5 protein-coding genes are annotated in these 17,363 nt (G+C 41.5%); all 5 read right to left on the bottom strand.

Annotation, left to right across the window (positions count from 1 at the left end; translation table 11 throughout):
* Nucleotides 1-128 precede the first annotated feature (128 nt).
* Complete coding sequence (locus tag ACE1EF_RS18575; RefSeq protein WP_375722203.1) at nucleotides 129-3,491, bottom strand: CotH kinase family protein; 3,363 nt, start codon at nucleotides 3,489-3,491, stop codon at nucleotides 129-131.
* A gap of 147 nt (nucleotides 3,492-3,638) precedes the next feature.
* Nucleotides 3,639-6,266 carry a glycoside hydrolase family 3 C-terminal domain-containing protein gene (locus ACE1EF_RS18570; protein ID WP_375722202.1) on the bottom strand — a complete coding sequence of 876 codons (2,628 nt, stop codon included), beginning with the start codon at nucleotides 6,264-6,266 and terminating at the stop codon, nucleotides 3,639-3,641.
* 54 nt (nucleotides 6,267-6,320) lie between these two features.
* The gene (locus tag ACE1EF_RS18565; protein WP_375722201.1) at nucleotides 6,321-9,668 is read right to left on the bottom strand and encodes a malectin domain-containing carbohydrate-binding protein; all 3,348 of its coding nucleotides are present in this window, start codon (nucleotides 9,666-9,668) and stop codon (nucleotides 6,321-6,323) included.
* Between the two features lie 188 nt (nucleotides 9,669-9,856).
* On the bottom strand, nucleotides 9,857-13,843 hold the full coding sequence (locus tag ACE1EF_RS18560) for a hybrid sensor histidine kinase/response regulator transcription factor (RefSeq protein ID WP_375722200.1): 3,987 nt from the start codon (nucleotides 13,841-13,843) through the stop codon (nucleotides 9,857-9,859).
* A gap of 589 nt (nucleotides 13,844-14,432) precedes the next feature.
* Nucleotides 14,433-17,216, bottom strand: coding sequence for an RICIN domain-containing protein (locus ACE1EF_RS18555; RefSeq protein WP_375722199.1), 2,784 nt, complete (start codon nucleotides 17,214-17,216; stop codon nucleotides 14,433-14,435).
* Nucleotides 17,217-17,363: the final 147 nt, after the last annotated feature.

The raw sequence follows: 17,363 nt of genomic DNA, 5'->3' as shown, positions 1-17,363 counted from the left end.
AAAAAGCAGGACATATTGTTTTCAAAATTACAATAAGTATTAGCTGACAAATAAAAATAAAAGTTCCCTGACTTGCTGGTCAGGGAACTTTTTGTTTTATAGAATGGCTAAAGAATGCTCAGCACAAATTAAGGAATATAAATAATCTGCCGGTTAACCTGAAGGGAATCAGATGAAATCCGCAACAGATAAATGCCGCTTTTAAGGTGAAGATCTGCCAGGGATATGATCAGTCTGTTTCCGGATTTTAATTCAGGATTTGCTAGCTCAACAACAGTTCTACCGTTTAAATCGTGAATTGATAAACGGGTAATGTTAATGATTGCATCACTTTGAACGATAATAAACTCTGAAGCCGGGTTGGGATAAATGCTGATCCCGTCAGATTGTTTGCTTTTGGGAAACTGAATGCCATCTGGCGTCGAGTCATCTGCAAACGGTGTTCCACCCCAGACAGATGATTTTAACCAGTTTCCTCCGTCATTATCAAATATTTCAGGGTTTGGATTTGACGGAACCAATGAATAGCCGGTCAGGTCCATAATATTTGGCCACGGCGAATCAATTCCATATGTTACATATCCCAGTAACTGGTTTTTTGTGGATAAGATGACCTGTTCACCTCCATTGGATAAATTACCTTTATACCATCCTGTAGCCTTCTTTTGATATGCATATTCAAACAGATATGGATTTGAAGCCAGAACGGCAAACTGACCTGCACCCAGGATGTGCGGATCATGAAAGCTGAATTCAATGCCGCCTGATACAGTTAATCCGGAGATATTTATGGCCTGATCCCCGATATTCTTCAGTTCAATAAATTCATAATTTTTTCCTGACTTGCCAGCCAGATCATCGGGATTATAATGGATTTCTGTCAGACGGAGTTCATCAGGCTCTTTGGCATTTGTTAGATAAACAGTATGTACCGGACTCCATTCGCTATTATTCAGTACACGGGATCTTAATTCGGTGTTATTGGATACACTGAAACTGTATGTGGTTTGGCTCGTTGAACCCGCATCAGGGTTTAACGTTCCATCCGCCCCAAGTGGGTCTTCTCCGTTTGTGGTATAAACTATGGAACCCATACCATTCGTGTTTTTCAGTGTAATTAATACAGTGTCATCAAATGATACGTTTATATTGTTTATCTTTTCCATCGGGTTGCCGGACCCGCCCAGATAGAATTCAGGTGCAGCTGTTTCCGGTAATAATCCGGCTACTTTTAACTGCTCAATCAGAATACCGGTTCTGACCTCCAAAAATTTATCAGCAATGTCCTGAACATCTCCCTGCCAGTCTGCTTTGGTTAAGGCTACTGCGGACTTTGAGTCACCCCATCGGGCAGATTCTCCGATAATGGCATACTGAATTTCATCGGCTCTGGATAAAAACAGTGCTTTACATCGTTCCGGAGTCAATACACCATTGTTGTATAAAAAACTGTAAGCCCTGTCAGCAAAGCGATTCCGGTACTTCCTGTTTTCTGATAGTTTGTTATGCAGGGATTGAGCCTGAAACGAATTGATATCCGGAACATTTATGGTAATGTTTACCCTGTCTTCAGTAGGGCCGATGCCAGGTGAAGCCGGGTAGGCCAGAATGGAATGCTCGGCATCGTGAATAAGAAACTGAAATCCGTTTCGTTTGTAGCTTCTGTTTCGAATGTTATAAAAGTTATTAATGAAATTACCAAACTTTGAATAGGGACTGTCAAAATTCCCGGTATAAAAAATAACCAGCATGTAGTCGATAAGATTATCAATGTCGACCAAAACCTCCATAGAGGTGTCTGTTTCTCCATCGGAATCAAGTCCCTGGAGTTTATAATAGTTCGCATCATTTTTGAATCCCTGACGGAACAAATTATAAACCTCTTCCCATTTTTCCAAATTACCATCGGTTGCTTCAATAGTCCGGGATGAATAATTTTGAGTATTTACTTTTACCACGTCATAATCGTCCTTATCTCCACCAAAATAAGATTCTGCAAAGCGCGCTTCAGCTCTTTCCTGTGTCTGATAAAGGCCCCAATACATGCCATTCAAAAAAAGGTGATAATATCTGCTCCGGGTATAAGGTTGGTTCATTTCGCGTTGAAGATCACGGGAGAAAACATCCCGGTTCATGGTACAGAACTTATCTCCTTTATAACTCCATGAATAATTCTGAGACGTTCTGAGATCTATTTTGTCATAAGAATCAGTTCCTTCAACACCAAACAAAGGATATTCCAGTTTCGGGTTACCGTACTCACTTCTGAAAAACAAGCGGAATGCATGTTTGGGATTATCGGGATGCCGGCTCCATCCGCCTCGGATTCGAATTCCTGTGTTGACCTGAAATCCCTCTTCTTCGTTCGTTGTATTAAACAGTTCCAGGGAGCCTGCCCGTTCCCAGTCAGCACCCCGGATGCCGGCATTCACGTAAATACCGTAAGATGGATTTACCAGATTATCTGTTGATGTAACCAGCGACATGGATGGAATATCCGTCAGAGCAAGTTCTATCTGGTTTTTATAGGCTGAACTGTTGACAACATCAGGATCCATTGCGTAGTCAAAAATCTGACCGTTTACAGACTGTGAAGGCCATTGACCACCCGGATAGTTTTGTGTTTTTACTTTATCAGGGAAAATATAGGAAACTGTTCCTGCCCAGGAGGGCGCCAGTGAATCGCTGATTGCACAGGCTCTTAGAATAACACCTGGTGTACGGGGACGGTTGCCGGTAACATCAGGGTCAATTTTAACCGTAACAGGGCTTGTGGATTCTATTGCTGTGGAGGAGGTTTGCGGGTCGGAGCAGTCCAGTGTATACCGGATGCGATCGCCTGTTGTTCCTGCCGTAATTGTTGTATTAAAGGGCGCATCGTAAAACCCTGCCGGATAACTGAATGCAACATTCTGTGTTCTTGGAGTTTCAGGTACTTTTTCTCTCGTTTTAAGAGAAAAGTCAAAGTGAATATCGCTGCTCGTCAAATTGTAATTGAAAACCTGAACCGCAATAATATTTTCTCCGGCCGTTAAATACGATTCATCAATTGTCAGCATAAAATTTTCAAAATCTCCGGATTCATGCAAGGCTGTAGCAAAGGAGTTATAGCCGGCAGTCGAGGGTGCATTTTCACTTAATACAAGATGACTGTTAATAAACAGATTAAAACCGTCATCGTAATTGACAAATAGAGAAACATCTTCAATATTTGTAACAGAATCAACTTCAATTTTTGTTCTCAGATAAAAGGAAGAATAATTATTCTGCATGTCATCCAGAATGGTACCACCGGAACCATCACCATACCAAAAGGGAGAGGACCCGTTATCCCAGGTCTGATCGTTAAAGTTAAGCTGTATCCAGTCATCTGCTGTGGAGGGGCTTTGTGATCCTTTAAAATATTTGTATTCAGTACCACTCCTGATTAATTCCTGAGATGAAGCCGATATAACAATACAAAGAAAGAACAATATATACCTCAGTTTCATCAAATCCTGTCTCTTTTAATGTAAAGGTAAAAATATAACGATTCAGGCACACAAAAACCCATAATTTAGAAGCATCTTAAACAAAGGCCATCAGATAAAAATCATCTGTTCCGTTGCCATCAAAAAAATAAACGCAAGGTGTAAAAGCTACAATTCGGCTAACTTTGTTTTCCCTTTTACAATGAATGTTTTGCTGATGACTTCTGTGGTTGGGGCATGCAGATTACGTTCCCGCTCCGGTTGTTCTCCGCCCACAAAAACTGTAAAGGTGCCGGCTTCGATAACCCGTTCAGATTTTTTGTTAATCAGGGATAATTGCCGCGGTTCGAGAGTGAACCGTACTGTTTTACTTTCGCCCGGATTGAGATGGATGCGTTCAAAACCTTCGAGCTGATGAACCGGACGAGGTGTGGATGCCTTTTCGTCTCTCAGATAAAGCTGAACAACTTCGTCACCTGCTTTCTGTCCTGCATTTTTGACTGTCACCGAGACTTCAACATTTTCTCCTGCCTTAACTGTTTCAGGAACAACGAGATCAGCATATGTAAAGCGGGTATAGCTTAAACCATAACCAAACGGATAAAGCGGTTTGCCCGTATAATAACGGTAGGTTCTTTCCTTCATGTTATAATCCTCAAATGGCGGCAGTTCTTCCAGTGAAGTGTAATATGTTACAGGCAGCCGTCCTGAAGGATTGTAGTCGCCAAACAGAACATCAGCCAGGGCATTCCCGCCTTCTTCTCCAGGATATCCTACGTTGATTATGGCATCCACATTATCTTTAGCCCAGTTAATCGCCAGGGCGCTTCCGGCATTTAAAACAAGGATCACCGGTTTTCCGGTAGCTTTAACAGCTTTCAGCAGTTTTTCCTGAACCGCCGGAAGTTCAATATCATCGCGGTCGCCTCCTTCTCCTTCCAGACGTTGCGACAAGCCGAGGACAAGAACTGTGATGTCCGCATTTTGTGCTACAGCAACAGCTTCGTCAATGAGATTTTTTTCAGGCATGGCCCACAAAAACTGCGCATGTGCATTCGATTTATCACTAAAGAATGTAATGTCAACCGGATATCGCTTTCCTTTTTCAAGCTGCATTGTGCCTGTGGCATATTTGGCGTGATGAGCAGACCCTTTACCATTGGTTATTTCTTCTCCGTTTATTTTTATGGTCATGCCTCTTTTTGAAAAGAGCCCCATTTCATATTTTCCAGTTTCAGGTGGAACCAGATACCCTGTCCACCGAACTGAGAAATCATCGATCAGATCTTTGGAAATCGGTTTATGTTCCCACCAGAATTCAATATTCTCATCGGTTCTGACCAAAACCGGTTCACCTTCCCATTCTGTATTGTTATAATACCTGGCAGTCAGTCCCTGCCTGCCGTCTTCAGTTTGTAAATATACAGATGGAACGGGTTTAAGATTAAGGGTTTCATAATCCAGGTTTGATCCTTCAGCGTACTGAACCGTTACGATCGGTTCAACCTTATTTTTAATCCCGTTAAGGAAGGTCACCGGATGAAGCGGGGTACCATGATAGTTTCCCACCAGCGATTCCCAGTTATCTGCATTTGGTCCTATAACGGCGATGGTTTTAAGTTTTTCTTTATCGAGGGGCAGGAGGTTATTTTGATTTTTCAGAAGCACAATGCTCTCCTGTGCTGCTTTTCTGGCCAGGCTGTTATTTGCCGAGCAGCATACAATATCAACCGGAATATCGGTATATGGCACAATGGAATCCGGATCAAACATACCCATTCTGAATCTGGCCATTAAAACCCTTTCGAGTGCACGGTCAATATCATTTTCGGAAACAAGGCCTTCTTTCACAGCTTCTGTTAAGTTTTTATAATAGCTGCCACAGTTCAGGTCGCAACCACCTTTTATCCCAATTGCAGCAGCTTCAGCTTTGGTGTCAGCCAGATGATGCCCCGTTTCAATATCCCGGATTGCACCACAATCGGACACTACATAACCTTTAAAACCCCAGGTATCCCTTAGCAGCTTATTAAGAAGGAAATCGCTGCCACTGCACGATTCGCCTCTGAAACGGTTATAGGCTCCCATAACGGAGTAGACCTTTGCATCTTCTACAGTCTTTCTGAAGGCCGGCAGGTAAGTCTCATACAGATCACGGTCGCTCACATCCACATCAAACTGATGACGCAAGGCTTCAGGTCCGGAATGCACGGCAAAGTGTTTGGATGTTGCTATGGTTTTAAAATACTTCGGATCATCGCCCTGTAAGCCTGTGATAAATTGTGTGGCCAGTTCACCAGTAAGATATGGATCTTCACCATAGGTTTCATGCCCCCGTCCCCAGCGCGGATCACGGAATATATTAATGTTCGGAGACCAGAAGTCGAGCCCGGTATAAATCTCGCGTTTGTTGATCCTGACAAATTCATGGTATTTGGCACGGGCTTCATCAGAGATTACCGAACCTATGTCGTGCATCAAATCTTTATTGAATGACGCAGCAACCGTAATAGATTGGGGAAAAACTGTTGCAAACCCGTTCCGTGCAACACCATGCAGGCATTCATTCCACCAGTTGTATTTAGGAATATGCAGCCGGGGTATGGCTTTGGAATCGTTCATTAGCTGACTGACTTTTTCTTCAAGGGTCATCTGATTTAAAAGTATTTCTACCCGTTCTTCAAAGGACCGGTGGTAGTCGAGATATGAAAAGTCTGTTTCCTTATCCTGTCCTGACAGAATATTAGCCGATCCGAGCAGAAGGATCAATAATATGGTTTGCAGATTTTTTAGCATATGTATTCGTTTATTCATAATTACGATGTGTCATAAGTTCTTTAAATCAGTACATTATTTTAAGACAATCATTTTTCGCGTATCCGATTTCCCGTTTACATACAAACGATAATAATAGACTCCGTTATCTATGCCTGCTACATCCAGTACCTGTTTGTACGATCCCTTTATCTGTTGCTGATCAACGAGATGATTAATCTCACGACCGTTTACATCAAGCAAAACAAGGTTGACGTGTCCGGCTCTGTACAGACTGTAATTAATGGTTGTGCTGGAATGTACAGGATTGGGATAGTTCTGTTTAAGTGCTATAAAATCATCCTTGCCTAAAGTTGCACCCGTGTTGCTGCTTGTAATGAGCTTTTCAATTGCCAGTGCATTTATTTTGGCGTTATCCGTCACAGTAACGAGATTGATATTCAGTGTGCCATCGGTCATCTCAACAGGAATGACAACGTCATACGCCACATCTTTGCCCACCTGTGCGAAGATATCAAGGTTTTCAATGACTCTTTTTCCTTCAACATCCACATGAAATAACCTGCTGTTGGGTGAGTTATGATAGATCTCCGCCATTTTAAGGATGATATTGTATTTCCCGTTTTCCAGGGGAATATTGATTGCGAATGTTCCAAACTGTTCCGTTTTATACAATTCATCATCTTCGGTTCCTGCAATGTTGGTGGAAGAGGTAGAATATGATCTGCCACCCGAAACATATTGTGAAGGCATGGACAGATATACCGTACCATCTGTTGTCGTATAGGTATTGCCAAAATTGTATGCCTGAACAATAACGCCTTCCTCAACAGCCTGTGTTGCAGCAGTAACGTCATCGCTTGGATCAGAGATACCGAAAACATTGTAACTACGAAGGCGATAGGTATATTCGGTTGATTCCTGTAAGCCTGTTTCACTGTATGAGGTTTCTTCAGGATCTAAAATCGCCAGTGTCTGGAAATTGCCATCCACTATTTTATCCACAATATAGCCGAGTAGCTCTTCTGATGGTGCGTTCCAGGTTAAATCGATCTGGCTCGCACTGGATGAGGCAGCGCTAAATCCCGATGGAGCAGAAGGTACCTCACCGTTTGTTACCTGTGCATCTCCCTCAACATAAATTTCTATTCCCGATACAGGAATTGTTCCTGCATAAGCAATTTTGATATGACTGAGATCTCCTTTTCCTGTACGTTCATAAGCCACATCACTGCCATTCACCTGCACCTTTGAAATGGAATTGTCGCCTTCCGAGTATTTATCAGAGACATATACAGCGGTAACCGTCATATCAAAGTCGGGTGTAAACTTTATGGATTGATTCTGTCCTGAATCTCCGGATGGCTGGAAATTTATGCTTACAAAGCCATCAGGTGTAATGAGCGGTATGTTATCTAATTCGGAAACTTCCTCAAACAACTTAGGTTCCAGCCACAATTCACCCGTGTTCCGGTTGTAATGGTAACCTGCCATGTTATAAAAATTACGCCATAACACAGGGATGCTGATATACTCATCAGAGCCGTCTGTTGATGTTGCCCTGTAAGTGGGACTGGTGACTTTGGGAGGAACACCCAATTCATGATTAAACACCAGATTCCGGTTTAGATAATTGCGTTCATACATATCTTTCTGAAGCGCCAGCCAAACATCAGAACGGTTGGTTTGCAGGGCATAACCACCAAGATGCGCAACAAGATAGGGTTGCCATTCTGAATATGATCCTCCCGGTAATCCCATCCCCTTATTCAGCGGATCATAGTAAACGAGCATGTTGATGAAAAGATTATCCAGTTTGGATTTATCCCAGAACGGTTCAATTTTGGAGTAATTGGCAATCCATAAGTTTACCATCGCACTTTCGCAATAGTTGCCCAGGGGATAACTTTTGTCCAGCCAGCGGGATTCGAAGCCCGTAACGGCTTTATCAAGTGCATTTGAGTAGGTGTCAACAATTTCAGTTTCATTCTGAATGGCGGCAAGTTCTGTCATCATTTTATAGGCAACAATGGACAGGCCTGTATTATATGCCTGAGAATTTCCTCCTGCATCATAGGTGCTTTCTGATCTTTCGAAGGTAAAAGGGTATACTGAGCTGCCATATAATTTAACCTGATCCAGAATACGCTGCCCGGCTTTTTTTACATAGGGCCAGAAGTAATCCAGCTTATCCTGATCGGCTGTAACATTAAACGTTTCATATACCGACAGGATGAAGCCACAGTTTAAATCCACCCATTTATCAATGGCACGATAATCTTCATGCTCGGTATCATCCCAGCCAACATAGTTAAAGTAGGTACCAAAATCGTGATGAATCTGACCGGGAAAGTTGCTTACATGTTGAGTACGGGCCCACCATTCCAGCTCTTTCCATGCCAGTTCCGGATTTATCATGGTAAAGATCTGCCGTGCGTGCCACATCTGATCCATGGTTCCTTCTGGTTCCCACTGACCTTCTGTATGACAGTACCGGCCATCTCTAAAATAAACACTGTTATTTACTAAGGTAGCAGTTGAATTCAGTGTTTGATCCACAAGCCATTCCGGCATATTGGAGGCACGCATCCGGTTTACCAATTCCTCAGAATTAGTTTTGAAGGCATCGAACTTATCCAAAGCGGAAACTGCAACTTCTTTGGCATTATCCCACAGATTGGAATAATAATAGTGCGGCTTATCATCGGGTCTGTACCATGCAAGCACAAAACGGATGGTTTTGGTTTCGCCGGCTGCCAGGGTTACTTTTACAGCTACACTATTGGTCGATCCTGAAAGGATATTATTAAAAACTCCTGTTGAGAGATAACCTGCATCGTTCCCAAAGCTCACCAAACCGGTTTCTCCGGCACCTAACAGACAGATTTCCTGAGAAGTGCCATAAGCTGCAAATCCGGAATCTGAAACAGCCGAAGGTGTTGTCACAGTACTCATCTGGAATGATGGTGATACCGTTACTTCGGATGATTCCAGGTTTTCTGCTTCCATTTCACACATTAATGCCGGATGACACATATTATCAACAGAATGTTGATCATAAGCCATGTAAAGCGTCATGTTTACAGAAACATTATTCAGCTGACCAAAATTGACTTTGTGCAAGGGGAAAACTGCATCATCATCAACCCGGCCGCCGGAAATGACAGCTGACAGAAGTTCATCAGTTTCTATATTTGATTCACGTTGTGTGAAAATTTTAAACTTTGCACCATTCAGCGTCTTATAGTTTCCATCCCTTGTCGGGGACTGAAAATTGTATGAAAATGTTCCGTTACCTGCATTGAATTTTATGGCTCCTGTACCTATTCCACCCAGAGGAATGCCCGTTGTTCCGTCTGTTTTTGCCATGAGGTTCAGGCTGAACATAAAAAAAACTGTAAAAATAAATGATGTCAGTCGCATTTCGAATATTTAATAATTAGCTCAACTTCGCAATAATAGTGCTTTTAGCAGAATCGAATTGTTACTATAATATCATTTTGTAGGAAAAAAATACCGGAACACTTTCTGCCATGCTTTCAGTCGTTTGTATTCCTGTTCAGTAAAGAACCTGATGATTTATAAGCAACTCAGTAATACTTCAGATTCGTTTATTCGTGTTGAACACCTTTTGTCTTTTTTATTTCGGTGGCACTCATATTATATTTTTTCCGGATGCATTTTCCAAAATATGATGCATCGCTGAAGCCACAGGCATATGCAACTTCTGAGACAGAAAGATCGCTTTCGGTTAACAACTGGAAAGATCTCTTTAACCGTATATCATTGATAAATTCTTTTACGGTCATATTTGTCAAAGCAGAAAGTTTTCTGTAAAGCTGCATACGGCTGATGGCCATTTCCTTTACAAAGAATTCAATATCCAGATCCGGATTATCAATATTTTCTTCCACTATTTTAAGCGCTTTCTGTATAAACTTCTCATCCGGCGACTGTACGTTTACACTGGTTGGTTTCAGTACCATTTCCCGGGAATACTTTTCCTTAAGTGCTTCGCGTAAAGCCAGTAGATTATCAACTTTAGTCTGCAATATTGATATATCAAACGGCTTGGAAATAAAATCATCGGCTCCTTTCATTAACCCTTCCATTACGCTCTCCTTTGAGGATAATGCCGTTAACAGAATAATCGGAATGTGCGATGTTTTTTCATCATTCTTCAGTTTATTGCACAATTCATCGCCGTTGATTCCCGGCATCATTACATCTGATATGATAATATCGGGAATCGTCTGTATAGCCATCTCCAAACCGTCAGATCCGTTTGAAGCCTCTAATACCCTGAAGGTTTCTTCGAAATGTGTAGTAAGAAATTGTCTGACATCAGCATTGTCTTCAACGAGCAACATTATTTTCCGGTCTTCAGAAATGCTTTCCTCATAAACAGGTTTATGCTGCACGTTTATCACTTTAGCAGGAGAATTCTCCTCAATGGTTATGGAATCATCTTTCATGGGCAGGAGCACTGTAAAAGTAGTGCCAACGCCTTCTTCGCTCTCAACACTAATGTCACCATGTAACAGTTTTACCAGTTCTTTGGTAAAAGCCAGACCAATTCCGGAACTCGTGGAGTTTTCATGATCGCCTGAAAAGAAACGGTTAAAGACATTTCCCAGATTCTTTCGTGGTATCCCCGTGCCTGTATCCTTAATTACAAACTGAAGATACTGTTGGTACAAGTTGTTTCTGTCATCGTTAATTATAGCAGAAATAATAAAGCTGATGCTTCCACCACGTTTATTGTATCTTACGGCATTTGAAAGGATGTTGTCCAGTATTTTTTTCAGTTTGTCCGGATCAAAATCCGTTATCAACTCCTCTTTGATGCTGATAAACTTGTAATTCAGTTCGGATTCGTTCATCAGACCTGTAAATGAGTTAAAGATATCCTTTGAAAACTGTACAATGTCTCCCTTTTTATAATTGACCTTTAGCATTCCGGATTCAAGTTTTCTGTAATCCAGCAATTGGGTAATAAGTTCCATTAAATGCCGGGCATTCCTATGCATTAAGTCCAGATTCTCCCGGATGGAGGGATCTTTAAAATTATGATGCATGATTTTTTCCAATGGGCTGACTATGAGTGTTAAAGGTGTTTTAATCTCATGGGATATATTGGTGAAAAACTGCAGTTTGAAAGCATCCAGCTCATGTAATCTCTGGGCTTCCTTTTTCTCGTATTCCAGACTTTTGCGGAGTTCCAGGATTTTCAGAATATATCTGAAACTGAGAAAAATAATCACTACCAGGGCAAACGATGAGCTGATGTAAAACCAGGCTGTTTTATAAAACGGAGGTTTAATCGTCAGTTTTAACACTGCACCTGAAGTGTTCCATGTATTTTTATTATTGCCTGCCATAACACGGAACGTATATTCTCCCGGATCGAGGTTCGTATAAGTTGCACTTCTGTTTTCGGTTGGTTCGGACCAGTCATAATCAAATCCTTCCAGATAGTAACGGTACCTGTTTCTGGAGCTGTTAGTGTAGTTTAATGCAACAAATTCAAAGGTCAGGAATTTTGAATCGTAAGGTATTTTAATTTCTGTGGTTGAATCCGATAACAACTCCTTATTTTCAAATGACCGGTTAAAAACTTTAAAATCTGTTACATAAACCGGCGGCTTAAACTTATTATCTTTTATATCGGATGGATTAAAACTATTAAAACCGTTAATGCCACCAAACAGGAGGTCTCCGTTTTTAGTTTTGTAGGAAGCTCCATAGTGAAACTGGTCACCCTGTAAGCCGTCAATCCGGTAAAAGTTCTGGAATGTTTCCTCTTTGGGATTGAAAGAAGAGAGTCCGTTTGCTGTGCTGATCCAAAGATTGTGTGCCTTATCTTCGAGCATACAGTAGGTCAGGTTACAGGATAAGCCATCATTTTCATTGTAGGTTTTTACAGGACCCTTTTGTTTATCATACTGAATAATTCCTTTATTAAGAGTCATAACCCAGTTGCGGTTCTCACTGTCTGTATAAAAACCGCGGGAGTTTTCTTTAAATGTATTGTAGATGCCAAAACCTGGTTTGAAAATTTTAATGACTTCAGAACCTAACCATAAATCGTTGTCACTGTCAATACCGATCCAGGTAACACCATTTATCATATCATCAAACTGCGGAAAATGAGTGAAGGTTTCATTAACCGGATCAAAAAGATCCAAACCGCTTGCCGTACCGATCCAGATATTGTTTTTCTGATCGATATTGATGTCCCAGACAATATTATTTGATATGCTTTGAGGATTATGTTCATCGTGTAGATAAACAGTTGATTTACCACTGGCAGGATTGTACATGTTTAAACCGCCTTCAAATGTTCCAATCAGAATTTTATTCTGAAATGGCCTGATGGCCTTAATGCAGTTGCTGCTGATTTTATTGTTTTCTCTTGTCAGGTATGAGAACCTACCTGTTTTTACATTCAGTATATTAACGCCACCATCTTCTGTTCCTATCCATATTTTCCCGTTTTGATCCTCACTGAAACAGTATATTTCACTGTTATTTAAATAGTTTATATGATCAGGAAGTGCCTTGTAAGTTTTAAAAACCTGTTTTTCCATAGATAAGTAACTGAGCCCACCGCGGGTGCCTATCCATAAATCGCCCTTTCTGTCTTTGGTAATGTTCATAACAGAATTATGAACCAGTGATTTTTCTTCCAGCAGGTTATTCTGATACAATTCCGGTTTATGGACCTTTTCATCATAAAAATACAAACCGGCACGTGTCCCTATCCAGAAATGTCCATCACCCGACTGAAGTATCTTACGTACGGTGTTACTTCTGTCCTGGTTGTCACGAAATGGAAAGCGTTTGCCTTCAGGGTTTTCATTGTCGATTACAATGAGGCCGTTTTCTCCGGTACCAATCCATTTTCTGTGGCTGGAATCCACGGTGATATCAAAGATTTCATCCTCTAGTTCCGGATTGATCCGGGGATAGTTTGTAATTATCTGAGATTTAAGGTTGAATTTATCAAGGCCTTTTCGTGTTCCTATCCATAATATGGTATCATTCTCAAGACATAAGGTTCTGACATAATTGTCTGAAATGGAGTGCCCGTTGATGAGGGTATCTTTTGCATAATGCCTTGATTCAGAACGTTTAAAATCAATTTTGTAGATTCCGTTCTTTGTGGCTGCCCAGAGATTTCCATTGTTGTCTTCTGCAAGGTCCTTAACAGAACCATCAGCCAGAACAGCAGTATTGTTAAATTTCAACCGTTCAAATATATCCTTTTGTTTATTATATTTTACGAGCCCAAAGTCTTCAATGCAACCATATATTGTATGATTATTGCTTTCAAGAAAATTACGGATTAAAAAGTTTTTTATCAGTGTTGAATCGTTGATATAAATGCCATATTCTTTGAATTTAATACCATCAAACTTCTGAATCCCCATGCCGGTTCCGATCCAGATCCAACCCTCATCGTCCTGAAGAATGCAGTTTACATAGTTGTCAGTCAGACCATTTTCTGTTGTAATATTGTCGAAATATAATTTGGGACCGACAGAAAATGTAAGCTGAAGAATACATAAAAAGGTAGTAATAAAAAAACTCCTCATTTGATTTTCCTCACGTATTAGCGCGGTAAAATTAAGAATTATGTGAATTTACGGGTAAAAAATGAGGAAGTTTTCAACCAAAATCAGGAGTTTGCACGTTTACAAAAAGCCCGTCCTTTTAGACATTCCTCTTTTTTCGAAAGGAGGTTACACACCACCGGTGCGACGGAGGATTTTATTAAAGGACAAAAGACACAAGACCCAAAAAATAAGACAAAACAATCTAAAGGTCCTGTTTTCCTCTTTTTTGGTTACTGAGTAGTGTAATTTATTGAAGTAGAAAGGAGGTGCGCACCGCAGTTTTGACAGGAGATATTTACTAAGGATGAAAGATAAAGGCTTAAAGACAAAAGTGATGAAAATCCTCCGGCTTCGTCTACGACAAACCCACCTCCTTTGACAACAAAGGAGGACGGCTCACAGCAAGCCTGGAGGTTCTGGAGTCCACCTTTCTGAAGGCATCATCAGGGCGGAGGATTTCTCTTCATGGCATCAAAACCACTAACCAAATAATAATAAAGGTAGCCGGCAGATGATTTCGTACTCAACAGATGGAGAACGCAAACACTGTTTTAAAGCAATGCTTTTATCAATGGCTTACCACCAGGCGCTTCACCAGTGTTGTTTTATTGTTCCTGTACTTCAGCATATATATACCTGAGGGCAGGTCCGATACCATGAGTTTGTCATTTTTCAGCAAGTCAGATTTGACCAGTTTCCCATTCATTTCATATACGGATACGGTTACAGCAGCATTGCCCTGTCCCGCCGGATAACTCAGATTTACCACATCATCAGCCGGCATAGGAAAAAGAACCAGGTCATCAGCAGTGTACACCACTTTGTTTAGGGCATCATAACCACCGGCTATCGCAGCAACTTCATCTGTTGAGAGCGCAAAATTGTATACTCTGAAATCATCAATTTTACCGCCAAACAACGGATCGGCAGCAAACTGGCTTCTGCCGATAAAGTTCAGAACCGGTTTAAAATCCATTGGACTGATCGTTACTGAAGTGGATTCAGCTACCTGATTGCCATTAATGAATATCCGGGTCATATCTGAACCTATGGAGACCGCAATATGTATCCATTTTAAGGGATTTATGCGGGGGATATCAATAACCTGTTCTGCACCACCGTTTTTGATGGCAAAACGCGTTTTCCCGGAATTGGTCAGAGGAGTCAGGAACATATATTCATCCTCCCCGTTTCCAAAATCGAAGATGCGTTGCCAGAATGCAACATGATCCCAAAAGACCCATGCCGTAATGGTTATTTCCTCCTGATTGGCGATGGTTGCAGGTAACTGCAGAAAATTCTTTGTATCGTCAATAACAATGGCCTGAGTTCCGTTCATACCATCAGAGTATGAAACCTCTTCAAAAGCAGCAATGTTATTCAGGTTTTGAGAACTGTCGCGTGTATTACCTTCAAATTCGTATTTTGCCACAAGTGTTTTTTTGTAGGTAACTGTAGCTGAGGCCTGATTTGAAAAGTCAGAGCTGTTCAGCGAATGGTCCACAGCCTTAACTTTATAAAAGTATTGTCCATTGCTTGCTGTATTATCAACAAAAGCAGTTGTGGTCACATTTCGTGCAATGGTATTATACTGGCCGTCGACCGTTTCTGAACGAAAGACCGAATATCCTGAAAGGTCATTCGCTGTGCTGGCAGACCAATCAAGACGTACCGATACGGACTGTGGTTTTGCAACCAGATTCTGTGGTGCATCGGGAGCCGTAAATTCCACAGCGGCACCAACCGGAATGAAGCGCCACTGCTGGGCAGCTTGTCCGTTCTTATCCCATTGAATAATATTGGCTCCCGCAGATGAACTGGCATTGGCTACATGCAGACATTTTGAGCTGTGTCGGTTCCGTATATAGAACCAGCCGTCTTCGGCGTATTCCAGATACCATTGCTGATTGACAGAAATAAAGTTATATGCAATAATATTGGCTCCGTTGTCCAGTGAAAAGTTTAATACATCAGGATAGGTATTGCTATTAACATTGGCGATCTCGACATAACTGAAGTCACCTACTATTCTTGTGTCAACCGGCTTTACATCCCACTGTTGGTATTTACTACCGTTGCTTGTTCCCTGCTGTATGTTTGCACCCAAACTGCCCGAGCCCCCTGAAATTTCCATTACTTTCCCACTGTTCCGGTTCACCAGGACATAACGCCCTTCAATAACCGGTTGTATATCATCTCCCCATGTTATATTTACAACATTCTCTGCATTGGTCTGTCCCTGTTGATATCCGGTTCCGCCGGGCAGTTCCATTACATATTCACGTTGCGGGCCGTATCCGTTGTAATACACGTCTCTGTCTTTCGATACAAAACGATAGGATGTGGTTACTGCCTGACGTTCAGATGTGCCGCCAAAAGCCTGTACCTTTCCAGCCGGACCTCTGTATACTGATGCTGCTGTCCAGTTGGGTCGGTGTTCTGCATACCCTAATCTTTTCCCGTCGCTGGCTTTCACAAATTCACCACGGGCATATTCTGCCGTTCCCCACCAAATACCGGTTTGCATACCATATTCTGCACCAACCATAGCTTCCATTACATTGTGCAGTTCATCACCTGTTGCATGATCACCATTGGCACGTACGGTTTGATAAAAGGCAGCAAAACTATCGAAAGAACCTGCCAGCTGATGCGTATTCCCTTCAGTTAAACCGGCTGGATTAATATAATTGTACCAGCTTAAGGCTTCATCACAGTTTAGTGTATTACCTCCGGAGATGCGGATATTATCAAACCTTGCGTTTTTTTTAAGTTCAGCTACAATATTATAGAAATCAGATTTTCCGTTTGATCCGGTATATTGTCCCCAGCCATAATCCGGTTCATTGAATGGTGAAACAGAGACCACAGTTCTTCCTCTGTCCTGATGCATTTTTGTGGTCACATCAATAAGCGCTGCCCAGTTAGCTGCATTACCCAGATACCATGAATCAACACTAGGATGATCGCAATTGAGTACAACCTTTGTATTGGATCCAAGATATGCTTCGATGAGATTCATTCGCAGGTTGGTGTTTGTAAGTGCCTCACCCTGTAACGCCCCGTTTACCAAAGGGGCTGTAGGCATGAATGATGATCTGACCACATCCACACGTTCAGCGCCCATAAAGGCTACACCGCGTCTTAAATTTACATCGCTTAACCAGGCAAGATCCAGCCCCCAGGTAATGGGCTTTGATACCCCGTCTTCACTAAGGTCATAAACAACATTCCGGTCTGACAGCGGCTGTGCCGTCAGGTTGTCGCTGGCACTGCTGATAGTTTGTGCTACGGCATAATTAAACCGGAAGACTAAAAATACAATGAGTATGCTGAAAACTGTTTTATTCATTTCCAAGTAATGTAGTTAATATCACTAAGGTGCAAATATAGTTTAATATGATGTGGACCAACAAATCTCCTGCAAATCTAAGAATTGTTGTCAAACCAAAATTACATTTTTCGGTCAAAAAGGAAGTACATAACCGTCAAATGTAAA

The sequence above is a fragment of the Quyinboa sediminis genome, from assembly GCF_042219855.1.
Taxonomy (GTDB): Bacteria; Bacteroidota; Bacteroidia; order Bacteroidales; family UBA5342; genus JBHJHP01.
The sequence above is the reverse complement of the archived record's forward strand: the minus strand, read 5'-3'. Positions and strand labels throughout refer to the sequence as shown.

Excerpts from the sequence above, each read along its gene's own strand:
- ACE1EF_RS18570 (WP_375722202.1), bottom strand. The coding sequence starts at position 6,266 with ATGCTAAAAAATCTGCAAACCATATTATTGATCCTTCTGCTCGGATCG.
- ACE1EF_RS18560 (WP_375722200.1), bottom strand. The coding sequence starts at position 13,843 with ATGAGGAGTTTTTTTATTACTACCTTTTTATGTATTCTTCAGCTTACA.
- ACE1EF_RS18565 (WP_375722201.1), bottom strand. The coding sequence starts at position 9,668 with ATGCGACTGACATCATTTATTTTTACAGTTTTTTTTATGTTCAGCCTG.
- ACE1EF_RS18575 (WP_375722203.1), bottom strand. The coding sequence starts at position 3,491 with ATGAAACTGAGGTATATATTGTTCTTTCTTTGTATTGTTATATCGGCT.
- ACE1EF_RS18555 (WP_375722199.1), bottom strand. The coding sequence starts at position 17,216 with ATGAATAAAACAGTTTTCAGCATACTCATTGTATTTTTAGTCTTCCGG.